The sequence below is a fragment of the Butyrivibrio sp. MB2005 genome, from assembly GCF_000424285.1.
In the GTDB taxonomy this organism is placed as follows: Bacteria; Bacillota; Clostridia; order Lachnospirales; family Lachnospiraceae; genus Butyrivibrio.
This window is the reverse complement of sequence record NZ_KE384160.1, coordinates 1-15,962: the sequence shown is the minus strand read 5'-3', so window position 1 is coordinate 15,962 and position 15,962 is coordinate 1. Positions and strand designations below refer to the sequence as shown.

General features: G+C 43.2%; 12 protein-coding genes and 2 pseudogenes. 4 read left to right on the top strand and 10 right to left on the bottom strand.

The annotated features are described in order from the left end of the window. Nucleotides 1–238, top strand: a pseudogene (locus tag G610_RS23380) (hypothetical protein); the annotation flags it as partial. Nucleotides 239–1,485: 1,247 nt separating this feature from the next. Here G610_RS23380 and G610_RS0118710 read toward each other — a convergent pair. Beyond that, nucleotides 1,486–3,042, bottom strand: a complete 1,557-nt coding sequence (locus tag G610_RS0118710) for a hypothetical protein (RefSeq protein WP_026525974.1) — start codon at nucleotides 3,040–3,042, stop codon at nucleotides 1,486–1,488. Nucleotides 3,043–3,326: 284 nt separating this feature from the next. After that, the gene (locus G610_RS0118705) at nucleotides 3,327–3,902 is read right to left on the bottom strand and encodes a rhomboid family intramembrane serine protease (protein ID WP_026525973.1); all 576 of its coding nucleotides are present in this window, start codon (nucleotides 3,900–3,902) and stop codon (nucleotides 3,327–3,329) included. Nucleotides 3,903–4,015: 113 nt separating this feature from the next. Here G610_RS0118705 and G610_RS0118700 point away from each other — a divergent pair, with 113 nt between their 5' ends. Both G610_RS0118700 and G610_RS0118695 read left to right on the top strand, forming a co-directional pair. After that, nucleotides 4,016–4,597, top strand: a complete 582-nt coding sequence (locus tag G610_RS0118700; protein WP_026525972.1) for an SOS response-associated peptidase — start codon at nucleotides 4,016–4,018, stop codon at nucleotides 4,595–4,597. Between the two features lie 90 nt (nucleotides 4,598–4,687). After that, nucleotides 4,688–5,842 carry an MFS transporter gene (locus tag G610_RS0118695; protein ID WP_026525971.1) on the top strand — a complete coding sequence of 385 codons (1,155 nt, stop codon included), beginning with the start codon at nucleotides 4,688–4,690 and terminating at the stop codon, nucleotides 5,840–5,842. Between the two features lie 59 nt (nucleotides 5,843–5,901). Here the strand turns inward: G610_RS0118695 and G610_RS0118690 are convergent, their stop codons facing one another. Further along, nucleotides 5,902–8,478, bottom strand: a complete 2,577-nt coding sequence (locus G610_RS0118690; RefSeq protein WP_026525970.1) for a PEP/pyruvate-binding domain-containing protein — start codon at nucleotides 8,476–8,478, stop codon at nucleotides 5,902–5,904. Nucleotides 8,479–8,605: 127 nt separating this feature from the next. Further along, nucleotides 8,606–8,755 carry a CAP domain-containing protein gene (locus tag G610_RS24055; RefSeq protein ID WP_155831070.1) on the bottom strand — a complete coding sequence of 50 codons (150 nt, stop codon included), beginning with the start codon at nucleotides 8,753–8,755 and terminating at the stop codon, nucleotides 8,606–8,608. Between the two features lie 256 nt (nucleotides 8,756–9,011). On the opposite strand from G610_RS24055, the gene G610_RS0118685 reads away from it, so the two are divergent. Then, nucleotides 9,012–9,740, top strand: a complete 729-nt coding sequence (locus G610_RS0118685) for a sulfite exporter TauE/SafE family protein (protein ID WP_026525969.1) — start codon at nucleotides 9,012–9,014, stop codon at nucleotides 9,738–9,740. On the opposite strand, the gene G610_RS0118680 is transcribed toward G610_RS0118685, so the two are convergent. The 6 genes and pseudogenes from G610_RS0118680 to G610_RS0118650 form a co-directional block, all read right to left on the bottom strand. Continuing rightward, a complete protein-coding gene (locus G610_RS0118680; RefSeq protein WP_026525968.1) occupies nucleotides 9,693–10,520 on the bottom strand; it encodes a hypothetical protein in 828 nt (275 codons plus the stop codon). The genes G610_RS0118685 and G610_RS0118680 overlap by 48 nt on opposite strands. A gap of 164 nt (nucleotides 10,521–10,684) precedes the next feature. Next, nucleotides 10,685–11,833, bottom strand: coding sequence for a lactaldehyde reductase (gene fucO / locus G610_RS0118675; RefSeq protein WP_026525967.1), 1,149 nt, complete (start codon nucleotides 11,831–11,833; stop codon nucleotides 10,685–10,687). Nucleotides 11,834–11,980: 147 nt separating this feature from the next. Continuing rightward, a complete protein-coding gene (locus G610_RS0118670) occupies nucleotides 11,981–12,529 on the bottom strand; it encodes a TetR/AcrR family transcriptional regulator C-terminal domain-containing protein (protein ID WP_035798060.1) in 549 nt (182 codons plus the stop codon). A gap of 13 nt (nucleotides 12,530–12,542) precedes the next feature. Further along, nucleotides 12,543–13,607 carry an HD-GYP domain-containing protein gene (locus tag G610_RS21700; RefSeq protein WP_051198130.1) on the bottom strand — a complete coding sequence of 355 codons (1,065 nt, stop codon included), beginning with the start codon at nucleotides 13,605–13,607 and terminating at the stop codon, nucleotides 12,543–12,545. A gap of 13 nt (nucleotides 13,608–13,620) precedes the next feature. Next, nucleotides 13,621–15,330, bottom strand: coding sequence for an Ig-like domain-containing protein (locus G610_RS21695; protein WP_035798057.1), 1,710 nt, complete (start codon nucleotides 15,328–15,330; stop codon nucleotides 13,621–13,623). A 435-nt stretch (nucleotides 15,331–15,765) separates the two neighbouring features. Further along, a pseudogene (locus G610_RS0118650) lies at nucleotides 15,766–15,962 on the bottom strand (transposase); the annotation flags it as partial.

The window sequence follows — 15,962 nt, the reverse complement described above, 5'->3', positions numbered from 1 at the left end:
CATTCTTAAGGATTTCTTTGTCAAATACAGGAAGGAGGTAATCAAAGTGGGCGTACTTGAATATAGTGCTGAGCGTCATCTACAGGTCATTAAGGACGAGGGCTATGCCTTGGGCTGTAGAGACACAGAGAACAAACTCCAACCACAGATTGACTCCCTTACTAAGGAAAAAGAGGAAGCGGTTAAAGAGCTTGAACATCTCAAGCAGCTTCTTAAGGAGAATAATATAGAAGTATGATAGCATACTTCTAGTCTGTTCATGAATTCGTTGGAACCGGTAGTCGTTGACTGCCGGTTTTATTATTGGCTTAAATCCACGGCTGCTTTCTAGGTATGATCGAGATTCTGGTCTAATAGACACTCATATCTTTAGAAAAGCTTTAAGTGCGTGCTCTATACAACTGTCTTATGGTTCAACTAGCACGTATTCCCTAGGAAAGCTCTTAAATACGTGTCCACGGCAACCGACTTAGTGACGCATATCGCTTCTCGTCTCTATTGTGCGTGCTGGCTGCCGCAATACCCATGACGCATTTCAAGACTTTTTCCAGTTCTGCGTCATACTAAAGACCGAAACGAGCACGCATCATCCAGGTCTTTCCCACTCTGCGTCATCCCCTGAGCTGAAACGAACACGCAAGAATTAGGGAACACTTCGACTACGTGTTATTAGCTATCTCTCACACTGATTCAGGTGAGAAATTGGTGATTCCAGTGCGTGGGGAATTTGGAAGGGATTGTGAGGTAGGGTTGAAAAGGCTATTTGCGCACTGATTCAAGCGGAAAACTGGTGGTTCCAGTGCGTGAAGGATTCGAATAGGCTGGCAGGGAAGGTTTGAAAGGCTATTCGCACACTGATTAAGGCGGAAAACTGGTGATTCCAGTGCGTAGGGAATTTGGAATAGCTTGTGAGGAATGATTGAAAGGCTATTTGCACACTGATCTAGGAGGAAAATCGGTGGTTCCAGTGCGTGGAGGATTCGAATAGGCTGGCAGGGAAGGCTTGATTGGCTATTCGCGCACTGATTTGAGGGAAATCGGGCAAATTCAGTGTGTAGCGGGTTCGGAAGGGCTATTTGAGGAGGCTTTGGGCGGATACAATAGAAGGCTTGGAATTGATGCTGGGAATGGATACTGAGTATGAATATCTGGGAGGATCGTTAAGAATTGAGGATGGATTGAGGAGGGACTATGCTGACTAATATGCCGGGGCATAGAGAAACTCCCCGGATTGCTCCGGGGAGTCGAAATTCTCTTGATGTAAGCGCTACGCTTACTCTCAGTTTGGATAAAACATCACTAAGTATGAATATCCTCCTAATTGTTATTAGGAAAACCGCCACCAAGTGTAGTTGGTCGCCTTATTTTCAGGGGACTCATCACCAAGTGTGGTTGGCACCTGATATTCGGAAAGTATGTCATCACGATGGATGGCTGCCTGCCTTATTTAGGAACAAGCACTTAGGATATCTTATTAGCCCTTAATTACTTAGATACAGAACGTGTAATGTAGAATGTATCTGTTCCATACTGCTTTGTAATCTTGTTGAAGTATGTAATTCTGATAGCTGTGGTTGCATCAAAGTTTCTATCCTTTTCAACATTTGATACAGATCTATTCTCGCCTTTTCTATTTTTGTAATACTCATACTTATAAGTATAACTACTAGAAGAGCCATAGCTCTCTCCAACAGTACTGAGTTTAAGTGTCTTTCCGGATTTAATCTTTGACCACTTATATGATACTCTATCCTCATACACTCCATTTATAGTATCATCAAAGTCACCATCGCCATTCAGGTCTACCTTATGAGTTGTTTTCTTTCCGGAATAGCTATATGCGGAGTATGTATCTGAATACTTTCCAACCGGATCACCATCTTCATCATATATAGTATCATCCAAGCCTCTTGTATCGTTCTCAGTGTATAGTACTCCTTTTTCTATCTTCTTGATAACAAAATTCTTGTTGGCCTTAGCTACAAGCTTGCCCTTTGCTTTTGTTGTATAGAAATAATTATCAGGGATAGCATAAAAACTCTTCTTATCCAAATCCTTTTCTAAAAGAGACTGTCCACCAAATGAAAGTGTCTTGTAAATGCTAGTATCATCAACTACGTTGATAGTTGTACTAACCTTTGAAACGTTACCATTCTTATTTTTAATATTGAATGTAAGCTTTGACTTACCGGTTTTGTTACCAACAATCTTAATATAGCGTACAGCTGAAGAAGCTGTCATCTCTGCACCCTTTGCTGCCTCTTCTGCTTTGTCACGATCATCAAATGTTCCAACTACTACTTTTGCTCCAACTGTGGTGCAGTAATAAACAGTGTATGTTGTCTTACCTGTCGAAGGATCTTTCTCAGGTCTAATTTGTACATTATCTTTATTTGTTGTTGTATCAGAACTCATCTTCTTATAAACGCTAACCTTGGCGATTTTCTTTTTAGAAGATTTTACGTTACTAATCTCAGTATCACCGCCTGAAAGAGCAACTCTCAAATATGTGATTTCGCCCTTCTTAACCATTATTGCAGACTGGAAACTATTAAACTTAGCCTCATCTGCTGTATAGTTATTATATACTTCATTCTTATAGCTACTAGACTTTTTAGTCTGGGTATTATAAAATGTGCATCCTTCAAAATATCCCTTATACCCAACTATATTTTCATCAGCATCATCCCACACAGCAGAAGGATTCGAGTTAAAGTAAAAATATGTATTTGAATAATACAGAGTACCATTTATAACATGGATATCCCAAGAAACAGTATCAGCCGGTCTTGTCGTACTAATAAATCCTTTTTCAAGGGCAGCTTTTTCGAGTTTTTCAATTACTTCAGCTTCAGTAGTACCTTCAACTTCAACTCTTGTCCAGTTTTTGTCAATTAACTCATCTTCGTCTGCCAAAGCACCCTTCTTTTGAAGTTCAGCAGGTGTCTCATTCTTCGCAGCCTGAGCCTGTACGGGTGTTAAAAAAGTTACGGAAAGTGCAAGTGCGAGCGCAGCTGCACCAAATCTAGAGAGTTTCCTCATATTGAATTACCTCCACTCATAATTTTTTTACGGTTTTGCAACCGAATCTCGTGACAATTTCGATTCTAACATCTCCCAAATATAAGTCAATCCCAGTTTTGGTGCGGTTTCAAAGCACTTTATAAACTTTATAATTTGTTTATAATTTCGTTTATAATTTTTGCTGATAAAATCAAAGCTTTACCGATTATTGTCACATTCTTATACAATTTATGATTGGAGTAAATTTTATATTTTTTATATTTTTATTACATGCATTTTTCTCATGGAGTTCCGGACAATTTTCATCCAAAACTGTACACATTTATAAGGACTAAACCGCAGATAATTCCTGTAACTAGGCCTGCAAAATGACCGATGGAATCTATCTTTTTGGAGGTGGTCATAAGAGCCAGGATTATGAAGGTGGATGCCATGGAACGTATGGCAGAAAAACCCATTACGGAATAGGCGATAACCACGTAGATTCCAATAAGTCCGCAGATTACTCCCGAAGCACCGATGCAAAGGGTGAAGGGTGAGGTCTTTTTATGGATTCTGACTGAAACAAGGCCGCCTACGACCATTATCACGGCATAGCAGATGGCGTAAATCTCAGATTTGAGCGCACGCTCCATTACTCTTCCAATGTTGTACAGGGAATACATGTTGCAGGCCAGATGAAGAAATTCCTGCTGCGTGAAGGCCGCTGTGATTATGCGATAGTACTGCTTTTCCTGAAGGCTTGTCATGTATGATGAGCCAAGGGCAGGCACACTAAGAACCTTTAGATTAATTAAGATGAAAATGATTATGTTTACAGCCATTATCCCGTATGTCACAGGATAAGCGCCAAAATCTAACTGATCAATATACTGCATGTCTATACATCCTCCGCATTCATCTAATAATAACATTTTGTGGGATGTTTGTTCATATTTTGCCCGTAACTGTGATAAGATGGAATAACTGAGTTCGTTGAAAGGAAACTATTATGTGCGGACGTTATCATATAGATCCGGAACTTGCCGTTGAAGTTCAGGAAATAATCGGCAAAAACATGAAGAAACTACGCTTTAATGAAAAGGACATATTTCCCGGATCCAAGGGGCTTATTCTTATGCCTGGAAACGAAGCCATAGTTCCTAAGGAAATCATGTGGGGGTTTCCCGGAAAAGATAAAAACAAACTGATCATCAATGCCAGGTCCGAATCTGCCCTGCAAAAACCCATGTTTTCAGAAAGCCTGGAACACAGAAGGTGCATAATACCTGCCCGAAGCTTCTATGAGTGGGACAGGGAGAAAAATAAGGTGACCTTCAGCAGAAACGACGCCTCAGCTATCTACCTTGCGGGAATCTACAACAGGTTTAATGATGAAGACAGATTCACAATTCTGACAACTGCTGCAAATGAGTCAGTTCTGGATACCCACGACAGAATGCCCGTGGTTATTGAAAAAGAAGCAATTTCAGACTGGCTTTTTTCATACGAAAAAGCGCCTGAGCTTATGCGACAGACTATGCCCATGTTTTCAGCGAAAAAGGACTACGAGCAGCTGAGCTTAGACCTTTGATCACACTAGCTGACTCTGTGCCCGGAAGGATCCAGTGAAGATCCCAAAAACTCACAATTTTTTTAAACTAAAAACCAGAATGGAGGCCTTATGGCAGGATTACTTATTTTCATCATATATCTTTCTTTTATCTCACTTGGATTACCGGACTCGCTCCTTGGCAGTACCTGGCCCAGCATGTATACGGACCTTGGCTCCACTATTACAGGGGCGGGAACCCTTGCCATGCTTATAAGCGGATGTACCATCATATCAAGTCTCATGGCAGATAAGGTGATCCACAAATTCGGAACAGCGAAGGTTACGGCGTTTTCTGTTGCTATGACAGCGGCTGCTTTGTTTGGCTTTAGCACCTGTACAAGCTATCTTCAGATGGCACTTTGGTGCATTCCCTACGGTCTTGGCGCAGGTGCCGTGGATTCAGCCCTTAACAACTACGTGGCGCTTCACTACAGCTCAAGGCACATGTCCTGGCTTCACTGCATGTGGGGTGTTGGCGCATCAATCGGTCCCTGGATCATGTCTCTTTGCCTGACAAACGGTCTTAGATGGCCCAGCGGCTATCGCACCATCTCTCTGCTTCAGGTAATCCTGACTGTTATTCTGGTATTTTCAGTGCCTTTATGGAAAACAGAATCAAGTGCGGAAAGTGATGAAAAAAGCAGAAATGTCCTGAGTCTCAGACAGGCTATCGCCCTGCCCGGCGCTAAAACGATACTTATAGCATTTTTCTGCTACTGCTCTCTTGAAATGGCAACAGGTCTCTGGGCTCCCAGCTGGCTTGTTACGGAAAAAGGAATAAGCGCCACCGACGCAGCAGGTCTTGGCGCTCTGTTTTATCTTGGAATCACTGTGGGAAGAGCCATCAGCGGCTTTATCTCCAATAAGCTCGGAGATCAGAACATGATAAGACTTGGTGAATTCATCATCGTGGTTGGCGTTGCCATCCTGATGTTTTCAGGGAATCTTACAGCCTCAAAATGTGCCCTTGTGATGATAGGACTTGGCTGTGCTCCGGTTTATCCCAGCATCATCCACTCTACACCTGCGAGATTCGGTAAAGAAAATTCCCAGTCTCTTGTAGGTATTCAGATGGCTTCAGCTTATGTGGGATCCACCTTTGCACCCAAGATTTTCGGACTTATAAGTGATTACATCGGAATGTTCATGTATCCCTTCTATCTTTGCTTCTTCGTGGTTCTGATGATCCTCATGACAGAGAGAGGGAGCAAACATATCAGCTGATATTTATAACCGGAGCAGGCACAAAATCGCCCTTTAACGCCGTTTTCGCGGCTAATTCATTATCGCAGGGTGCAAAGTGTCCGCTCTGTTTTCATGTCATGATAAATATAAAAATCCGCAGCTGAGACATCATAGGCCGCAATGATATCCTTCAGTGAGTTGTATTCTGAAGCTTCATCGGCAAACCTGTTCTCAAAAGCACTAAGAAGATCCCGGTTAAATACCCGGGTCTTTTCATTTTCAAAAATGGCATTGTAGAGGATGCCTGATTCCACCAGGTCCTGGAAAAAGTGACTTCCGTAAGACAACTCCGGATTGTAGCCAACCTTGGAATCCGCTATCTCGCACACGGCGTCGAATTCACTGATATCTGAAAAGGTAGTGGGCACGCCAAGTTCGGGAGATGTGGTTCCGACTCTTCCCGGCACCATAAGGAGCATATGCTTATCCTGCCCTCTCATAAGCCAGTTGACTCTGCCGATGGCCCTTGCCACCTGGTTTTTGTCCTGATAGGGCATGCTGTAGTATTTTACAGGGTCCACGTAGACGATATAATCAAGCTTCTCAGCCCTCGACAGGCCCATGGCGGATTTATTACAGTCAAAGAGTATCTTTTCCTCTGCTACATCCTTCGGAATCTGCATTTCTTCTGTATCCTGATACACCTGAAGAGGTCTGCACTGCAAAATATTTATCACGTAGTCACCATTTTCCGAGAAATTGATGGTGAACTCTATATCCACAGGATGCTGATATTCCGTCTGGAGCGCCTGCAAAATCTCCTTCATCTGAGCCATCAGCTCTTCTTTTCGCACTATTCCCCTACAGGAAATGAATTCAATATCCCTGTCCTCGCCTCTGTCTCTGAACATCCGCTCAGTATCGGTATCGTGCTCAAGCAGCAGTCTTTTTAGGAAAAATGGCATGTACTGCTTCACATCATCCAGTGTTACCCTCTCAAGCTGCCTTGTGGCGCGGTTCATAAGCTCAAGCTTTCTCTGGGAATATTGGTGTCTCTCGATGGAATTCCGTGCCGTAGTCGCTGTGGGATTATCCATGCTGACAAGCCTGGGATATGACCCTTCAGTCCTGTCTACAGCAGAGGTTCCAAGGCCCATTACAAGCCTTAGCATGCCTGCCGCCTGATTGATGGATTCCATGAATTTGTAGGGGCTGTAGGAATATCCAACGCCAGCTGCGCAGGGCATATAGAACTCGCCGTAATAGGAGCCGGACACTCTCTGCACCAAAAGGGCCATCTGCTCATCTCTCTCCTGAAGTCCTCTCCTGCTGCGGTAATCAAGGGCAGATTTACTCATGGTGCTGGCATAAACAGTGCGGATTGCGTTTTCAAGCTCCTCAACTCTCTGCTCCATGGTGCCTGTGTTGGAGCAGAAAACGGACTCATATTTTCCTGCAAAAGCATTGCCAAAGCCGTCCTCAAGGATGGAGCTGGACCTGACAATTATGGGGTCCTGACCGTAGTATTCAAGAAGCTTCTGGAACTCTTCTTCCATTCCCCTTGAAAACTTGCCCCGCTGAAGCTGCTCGGCAAACTCCTCAGCTACGGAGAAAAACTCCTCCTTTGTCCTCTGCCTGATTCGCAAATCCCAAAACTGATTATCAACGATAAATGTATAGAAAACATCAGAGCCGATATAAAAGGAATCGTGGGGCTCCAAAAACTTAAATATTTCAGGTCTTCTGTGCTCTATGATCTTCCGTGCCAGCAGCATACCGCAGGCTTTTCCGCCGATCATGCCGGTCCCGATCATCCTGTCCTTCACATCAAGGTAATCGTCCGGGGTAAAAAGCTCCTTAATCATCTCACGAAGCCTTGAATCCCTGGTCATCATGATGTTACACATGCGGCTGCAGTTCTCTGTTACATCCTGCCCTGCCTGGTGCATCATTTTGGTAAGGGTGAAAAACCTGTCCCAGCTGTCCATGTTTTCAGAATCCGTAAGGGATCCGCTTTTTCCAAGAACCTGATAAAAATGGCTTGCCATAACACCATCAAGAATAGGCTTAAAATCGCCGTTTTCAGGGTTATAGAGCTGCGGCAGGAACATGGTCTCGGAGTATCTGTTCCAGACCTTATCGGGTCTTACGTATACGTTTTTATCATCGGAATAAACATCAAGAAAAAGCTGAGTGGTGTCCCTTATTTTCGCAATTGCCTGAAAAGAATGCTTACCACGGATCAGCGGGAAAAAGGCAACGGTATCAAGAATGAAAAGATAGGGGCAGGTCACACGGAAAAAGTTACCCATCATCAAATCTGTGGCCCAGGCAGTCTGAAGCTCTGATAGGCAGTCAAAGACATAGAAAGCATCCCTGCCCTCTCTGCTGATGATCTCATGTATCTCCACGGTGAAGTTCTCGAATCTGTGATTTAACTCCACGTTGACGATCTTTAACCCCTCCTGAGGCTCAAGGAACGGCTCATGGGCAGCGAATCTGATGTAGATGAGGTTTCTTTTATCTGCGATAGCCTGCTTTACATAGGGCTTTACGAAAAGCCTGAATTCATCCAGGTTATCAACACGCCAAACCACGTTGTCCCCAAGGCGGATATTGTCAAAAACCTGATCCATCTGAGGTATTCCCGAACAAACTCTGTCAAATGCAGCCATAATGCCCCTCCTTAGACTTTAGCAATCTTATAAGATAGGATTTCGCTTGCGAAATCCTCGCGCGAGCAACGAAAAAAGGCAAAGGTGCTCAGAAATTAAGCACCTTTGCCTATCTGTAATTATCATATCATAGCCCAAACTCGCAGGCAATATAAGTAATACCGTCTATTTCGTAGTACGCCACCCCCACTTTGGTAAATCGCTTCTCCAAAAGGTTCTGTCTGTGGGACGGATTCAGATACCACCCCGCAGTAATGTTGAGATTTCCTGCCTGCACCTCCTTAAACTACAAAAAGGTGAAAGGATCAACTCGAACTGCCCCCATAGCTCTCGTCTAATGATATTTTATTCTCTAAAAATGTGCAGATTCTAAAGGGAGTGTAAAAATAGAATTAAAAAAATATGAAACCGTTATAGCGCGTAGAACTTGACAATTTGGCGCTTTTGTATTGTAATTGAAAGCTGTTGTACAAATTAGATTTATCGGCGGACCTTATGTAATCAGGTCGCATTTTGAAAAAGGATTTATTTAGATGAACTCTCTTGGAATATGGATTATCGCCACTCTCGTGGCTTTTTTTATTAAAGGGCTGTGCGGTTTTGCCAACACGCTGGTTTTTACCTCGATTCTGGGCTTTGGTATAAATAATGTAAACATCTCACCTGTGGAGCTGGTTTTGGGCTTTCCCAGCAACGTGATCCTAACCTGGAGCAACAGGAAAAAGCTTAATCCCAGGATTTATGTGCCTCTTATAATACTGACTATTTTGGGCAGCATCCCCGGCGCTTTTCTTCTGAAAAACGTGGATGCTCATGTGATAAAAATCATATTCGGCGTGGTTGTCGTGCTGGTTGGTATAGAGATGCTTCTTAAGGAATATGACAAGCTTAACCTGAAGTATTCCACACTTGCCCTTTTTATCATCGGCATGACCGGGGGACTTATGTGCGGTCTCTTCGGCGTAGGCGTACTGATGGCAGTATGCGTCAGCAAGGTGACAGAGACAAGCTCAGAATTCAAGGCGAATCTGAGCATTATCTTCATAGTAGAGAATATAGTTCGAATAATAACATATGCTTTTGTTGGAATAATAACTCCGGATTCACTGAAACTGGCCTTTATTCTCATACCCTTCATGCTAATTGGAGTTTTCACAGGCATGAAGAGCGCCACACTTCTTGATGAGAAAAAGGTCAAAAAACTGGTTATTGTGTTACTGATCCTGTCCGGAATCTCTCTTATTGCTAAAAATCTGGCATAAATTATAGCCGTGATACAGGATAAACACTGACAGCAACAGGAAAAGGTGTGTGTAGAACACGCCCATTATGTAGTAGTTGCGTTCAAGGAAAAACTCAAGCCAGAAGCCCAAATAGCAAAGCCCGCCCGAAAGCAGCATTCCAAGCATCAAAAGCGGAAGCCTTAGGAATACATTTTTGATATTTTCAAGGAAGTCCGCAAAGGATGCATCAAAATAGACGAATCGTCCCACCATCAGCCCCAGGTAATACATCATTACCGGGCTGTATTCACTCTCATCTCCTATCACGTTCATAAACATCAAAATAATGATCACATAAAACATGGAAAGCATGCGGACTGATGCGATTTCTTCCTTCGCCAGCTTTTTAAGCGGGATTATGAACTTGTCCAAAATCGAGTTAAGTACGCAGGAAAGGCAGATTAAAAGCAAAAGAACGAAGTCTTTTCCGTTTTCCCAAATGGTCATCAAAGGCTCCCACTGCATAGCCGGGGTTCCCGACTGCACCAGAGAGTATACGTGGTTCAGGACCACGTAAGCGCAGGCAAAAGACATAACGGATGTGGCAGAAATGATCATCTCATAGAAAAGCTGAATAAGAGAGTGCTCTCTTTTTTCCATATATTCCAGGTCTTTGGCTTTAGGCGTACCTGCCGCGATAAGCTTATGTCCTCCGCGGATCAAAAGATCACAAAGCAGCACCGCCACAAAGGATATTGCAAAAAATATTAGCTTTTTTACCCATGTAAAATCAGGGTTCATGTAAGCATCTATTGTCATTTCATTTCCCTCCCGAAATATAGACCGATTTTTATAAAGAAATAGGTCGTAGGGCTCAAAACACTTAAGCCATACGACCTCTATTATACTTATAAAATCAAGACTGTAAAACCCCTATATGTTCAGCAGGTATCCTGCTAAACATTCCCTTGGAGCAGAAATCCTTATGCCATCAGCATACGGAACATCTCGATAACCTGCTCTTTTGTTGCTTCTCTCGGGTTGCCGGGATAGCATGCATCGTTAAGAGCATCTGTTGCAAGTGTATCAAGATCCTCTTCTGTGATCTTATCAAGAGTCTTCGGAATTCCAACGTCCTCAGAGAGCTTCTTAACTGCGTTAATAGCAGCATCTCTGTACTCTTCCTGTGACATGTTGTCAACGCCTTCAACACCCATAGCTCTTGCTACTTCACGAAGTCTCTCGCCTGTGTACTCACGGTTGAACTCCATGGAAATAGGAAGGAACATAGCGCATGCTACACCGTGAGGTGTGTCATAGTGAGCTGAAAGTGTGTGAGCCATAGCGTGGTCGATACCAAGACCAACGTTTGAGAAGCCCATTCCTGCGATGTACTGACCAAGTGCCATGCCTTCACGACCTTCCTTGGTGTTCTCAACAGCGCCGCGGAGGTTCTTGGAGATAAGTCTGATAGCCTCAAGATGGAACATATCAGTCATTTCCCAAGCTGCTCTTGTGGTGTAACCCTCAATAGCGTGTGTAAGAGCGTCCATACCTGTAGCAGCTGTAAGGCCCTTAGGCATTGATGACATCATCTCAGGATCAACGATAGCTACGATAGGCATATCATGTGTGTCTACACATACGAACTTTCTCTCTTTCTCAACGTCTGTGATAACGTAGTTAATTGTAACCTCAGCAGCTGTTCCTGCGGTTGTAGGAATAGCAATGATCGGAACGCAGGGGTTCTTTGTAGGTGCAACGCCCTCAAGTGAGCGAACATCTGCAAATTCAGGGTTGGTGATTATGATGCCGATTGCTTTAGAAGTATCCATTGAAGATCCGCCACCAACTGCTACGATGCAGTCAGCACCTGACTTTTTGAAGGCCTCAACGCCGTTCTTAACGTTCTCGATTGTGGGATTGGGCTTGATATCTGAATATATCTCATAAGGGATCTTAGCGCCGTCAAGAAGATCTGTAACCTTTGCTGTTACGCCGAACTTGATAAGATCGGGATCGGAAGCTACAAAAGCCTTCTTGAAACCGTTATTGTTGATCTCATTAACTACTTCCTGGATGGCACCTGCACCATGATATGATGTGCCGTTCAATGAAATTCTGTTTGCCATTTTACTTTGTCCTCCTTTTTCAAAACCTGCGTTACACGGGATTTTTCTACCATTAGAAAGCATAGCATTTATGGGCATTCAAAAGAAGTTACACTTAACGGCTTGTGTAACATAAATGGCAAATATTCAGAAACTATGATGTGAAAATTAAAGGATTTGAAGCTCTGTAAAAAGCGATGCCAGCTCCGGGGGCATGGCGTCTATCATAAGGTCCGCCAGCTCTTCCTCCGGCTCCTTCATGCCTTTAAGAACCCACTGCACCGTCATGTAGATGGATGCCTGACAGTACATTTCAAGGAGCTTTCTTATCTTTTTCTCCGGGAGTTCTCCGGATTTTTCTCTGATAAGCCTGCAATAGTGCTCAAAGATCATGTAAAAGTCGTGCTCTTTGAGGTTGTTCTGTTCATCCACACGAAAAGCAGCTGTAAAAAACAGCCGCTCTTCTTTGATGTATCTGAACTTTTTAATTAGACCATCTCTAAGAGTCTCTCCGCTTCCCATTTCCTTAAAGGACTGCTCAAGAAGACGGTCAAAATACCAATTTATAAGGTCATACTTATCTATAAAATTTCGATAGAAGGTCTGCCTTGAAACACCGCAGACGTCCACGATCTGCTTAACCGTGATATTCTCCACAGAGGTTGTTTTCATGCACTCCTTTACCGCCTCTGCCAATTTGTATTTACTGTTCTGCATATATGACTGCACCTCAGCTGGTAATGATTACGGACAGATAATGGGAATCAGTAGCCAGATCAACCACTTCGTCCGTTTCTAATATTTTAATTATAGGTCGCAGCGGATAAGACCTGTTCTGCTTTATAACAATAGCATGCTCCGAGTTACTTAGCAAAATCTCCGACCCGTTGGGATAGACGTTGATAATATCCAGAAATGCCTTGAAAATATTAAGATCGAACTTGCTACTCATAGTAAACATGATCTCAATAGCCTCTCTTGGCGTCATGGCTCTTTTATAGGAGCGTTCTGTTACAAGAGCATCGAAAACATCAGCAATAGTGATGATCTTGGCCATATCGCCGATGTCCTTATCCACAAGCTTTCTTGGATATCCGGTACCATCCTTGTTTTCATGGTGATTAAGCATACCTTGCCTGATCTCTTCCGGAATTTCCTTAGCTTCCCTCATGATCTGATAGCTGTACACCGGATGCATCTTCATGATGTTGAATTCCTGGGCGCTGAGCCTTGATGTTTTGTTTAGAATTCCACTGGGAATTTTCTCTTTTCCAAGATCATGAAGTATTCCCGCAATGGATACGCCGTGAACAAAATCAGAGTCGTAGTCCATGTTTGCAGCTATTACCGCAGAAATCGTTCCCACATCAACGGAATGCTTGTAGGTATACTCATCGCTGATCTTGAGCTTAGCCAGATTCACGCCAAGGTTCACAGAGCTGTTTACAAGTGAACACAGGTCAGAACTAAGATTCTCCACGGTATCGACGATCTCGTCCGGCTCATTGATATTTTTATAAATGTTGATAATGCTCTCGACCGCATACCTCTTGAATTCTTCATCAAAAAGTATGGACTCGTCTGCTTCAACATCGGAATCGGAAATCTCTTCTTCATCCACAGTGGTGACGGATATGCTAATAAATCCTCGATAATTGGAAACAGACTTTTTAAGCTCCGGAGTCACCACCGTCATTCTTGGCAGCAAAAGCACATTCTGTTCTGTCAACAGGTCGCTTTCAAGTATGCAATTATCCGGAAGATCTTCAATGTGCCCAAATATGCGTTGTTTCATATAAATTATCCACTTATTTTGCTTTAACAGTTACTGTAATACTCTTAGCAACGCCATTCTTAGCGTACATATAAATCTTGCACTTGCCAACACCTTTTGCAGTAATTTTTCCTTTTTTATTAACCGTAGCGACTTTTTTATTGGAAGATGAATACCTGATGTCAGGCGCATACTTCTTGGGAAGCTGCTTTTTGCTGCTGCTCTGAAGTTTAAGAGTGGCATTGATTGTGGCCTTCTTGCCTTTCTTCAGGGTTATCTTCTTTTTAGCAGGCTTAATTGACTTTACATTGGTATAGGTAGGATTGTCCTTGCCGGCAATGAAGCATTTCATGCTGGTTCCGACTTTATTACCTTTTTTGTCATAAGCAACAACTTCGACTGAAAAATTCTTCTTGGTGTCGATTTTCTTGTTGTTTATCTTGGTTACAGAAACGGAATTGGCCGTTGTGGTGGCTGTCGGGGTACTGCCCGCTTTTTTACCAAGGTATGCAATGAAAACTTCGAATTTGTCGATGTTTTTGCTCTTGCCCCAGCTTACTTTGATGGCTTTCCTGGTCTGCTTGATCTTCAGATTCTCTCCAAATACTGCGTGGAGCTCTTCGTCAGCGTCAATAGGCTGAACAATCTCAGTCTCAAGGCGTGCCGGCTTGGTCTCTGCGCCGTCCTTATCTCTGTAGATTATGTACCAAATGTAATATATTCCGGGCTCTGTGGCTGTCGGAATGGTATCAGAGTATGCCGATTCAGCAGGCTCTGTCTCTGTAGTCGTAAGGGCGTATTTTATCTTGTAGCCCTCAGGAAGGCTTTCAGTAGGCTCATTTACAAGTGTTATGGGTTTTCCTGTGTATTCGGTGCCTTCTCCGGTCTTGGCTGTAGGACGCTGCGCAGCGCTGATCTCTGAATCGGGGATAAGGGGCTTGCTGACGGTTACCTTGAATGTCGACTCTCTGCCTATTGAGTCATCACTCTTTGCGGTAATGGTCGCCTCTCCTATTCCAACACCCTTTAAGTAAACTGCTGTTAATCCGGTCTCACTTGCACCAACTTCTTCTGTGCAAGCTTCATCCTTATATAGTTTTACAATTCCTGCAGGAGAAGCAGACCACTTAATAGCGGCTGTAGCTGCCAGAGATGTCGGTAAAACTGAAACGTTGAGTGTAGTCGTTTTACCAAATTCTAAAGTTGAAGATGAACTGGTAAAATCGATATTGGATACTGTATCTGCCTGATGAGGCCTAATAATAAAACGTTTATATGTCTTGCCATCGTTGTCCTCAGAACACATATCTATCTTTAGAATTTCTATACCATCAGGATTATCAATTACCTTACCATCAGGATTTTCTCCCTCCGTCAATGTGGCTTTCATAGCACCACACACATAAGCGCCATGGAGGATTACAAAAGCTGATCCCATGCCATCTTGATCATATGTATTCACTGATCCATCATCATTGAATGTAACATTGCCTCTTCCTACTGTGTATGTATCTGCCGGAAGATGCGCACCGCCTCTCTCATTTGGATCAGGGTAAAAGCATACCTTTGTGCTTGTAACAACAACATTGTCACCTACTTTAAAAATAGTTCCTACTTTAAATTCACTCTCATTGAGTGTCGCTGCCTTTACGTCCGTCCTGATCATCGTGAACATCCCAAAAATCAGTGCAACAACCATCAAGCTACCGAGTGTCTTAGTAATTGCTTTCCTTCTTGTTTTCATAGACATATACCTCCTTCTATTCTTTTATACGGATAATCCGGGATTGTTTTCTTCTATGGCCTTCAGGCTTCATAAAGGCTTCTATTCTTCCTGCGCAGAGGAATTTCAGATTTTGGCGTTTTTCTATGCGCGGCGGCATCTTCTCAAGCATCAATCTCGCCTCTCGCGCAGAGGAAATCCTATTTTTTCTCAAAATATATGCGCAAATGCCTCTTTGCTTGGTTTTCTCGCGCTTCTCGCGCAGAGGAATTTCAATTTTTGGCAATTTTCTATGCGCGGCGGCATCTTCTCAAGGTCAAGTCCTTTATTGTGTGTAAATTACCTTTAGGTATCCAATTGTCAGGCCGCTAAAAGTCGTTGCTGTTCCTTTGCAATCTCTATCAGTTTCGCTGACGAGTTGTTCAGCTCATCAAAGTCTTTTCTGGTGAGTGATATCTTATTCTGAGCCATATACATGTCATTTTGCTCAAGTAAGACACTTCCCATGATTCTGATAATGGATTGTACATTTGGAAATACACCGATCACATTTGACCTGCGTTTTATTTCCTTGTTGAGCCGTTCCAGATAGTTTGTAGTTCTATAGAAACGTCTCATACGCTCAGGGAGTGCCATTACTGTCATTACGCTCT

What these genes read in the sequence shown, in the direction of transcription:
- G610_RS0118670 (WP_035798060.1), bottom strand. Translation starts at nt 12,529, where the DNA reads ATGCAGAACAGTAAATACAAATTGGCAGAGGCGGTAAAGGAGTGCATG.
- G610_RS0118700 (WP_026525972.1), top strand. Translation starts at nt 4,016, where the DNA reads ATGTGCGGACGTTATCATATAGATCCGGAACTTGCCGTTGAAGTTCAG.
- fucO (WP_026525967.1), bottom strand. Translation starts at nt 11,833, where the DNA reads ATGGCAAACAGAATTTCATTGAACGGCACATCATATCATGGTGCAGGT.
- G610_RS0118685 (WP_026525969.1), top strand. Translation starts at nt 9,012, where the DNA reads ATGAACTCTCTTGGAATATGGATTATCGCCACTCTCGTGGCTTTTTTT.
- G610_RS0118680 (WP_026525968.1), bottom strand. Translation starts at nt 10,520, where the DNA reads ATGACAATAGATGCTTACATGAACCCTGATTTTACATGGGTAAAAAAG.
- G610_RS0118695 (WP_026525971.1), top strand. Translation starts at nt 4,688, where the DNA reads ATGGCAGGATTACTTATTTTCATCATATATCTTTCTTTTATCTCACTT.
- G610_RS0118710 (WP_026525974.1), bottom strand. Translation starts at nt 3,042, where the DNA reads ATGAGGAAACTCTCTAGATTTGGTGCAGCTGCGCTCGCACTTGCACTT.
- G610_RS21695 (WP_035798057.1), bottom strand. Translation starts at nt 15,330, where the DNA reads ATGAAAACAAGAAGGAAAGCAATTACTAAGACACTCGGTAGCTTGATG.
- G610_RS0118705 (WP_026525973.1), bottom strand. Translation starts at nt 3,902, where the DNA reads ATGCAGTATATTGATCAGTTAGATTTTGGCGCTTATCCTGTGACATAC.
- G610_RS21700 (WP_051198130.1), bottom strand. Translation starts at nt 13,607, where the DNA reads ATGAAACAACGCATATTTGGGCACATTGAAGATCTTCCGGATAATTGC.
- G610_RS0118690 (WP_026525970.1), bottom strand. Translation starts at nt 8,478, where the DNA reads ATGGCTGCATTTGACAGAGTTTGTTCGGGAATACCTCAGATGGATCAG.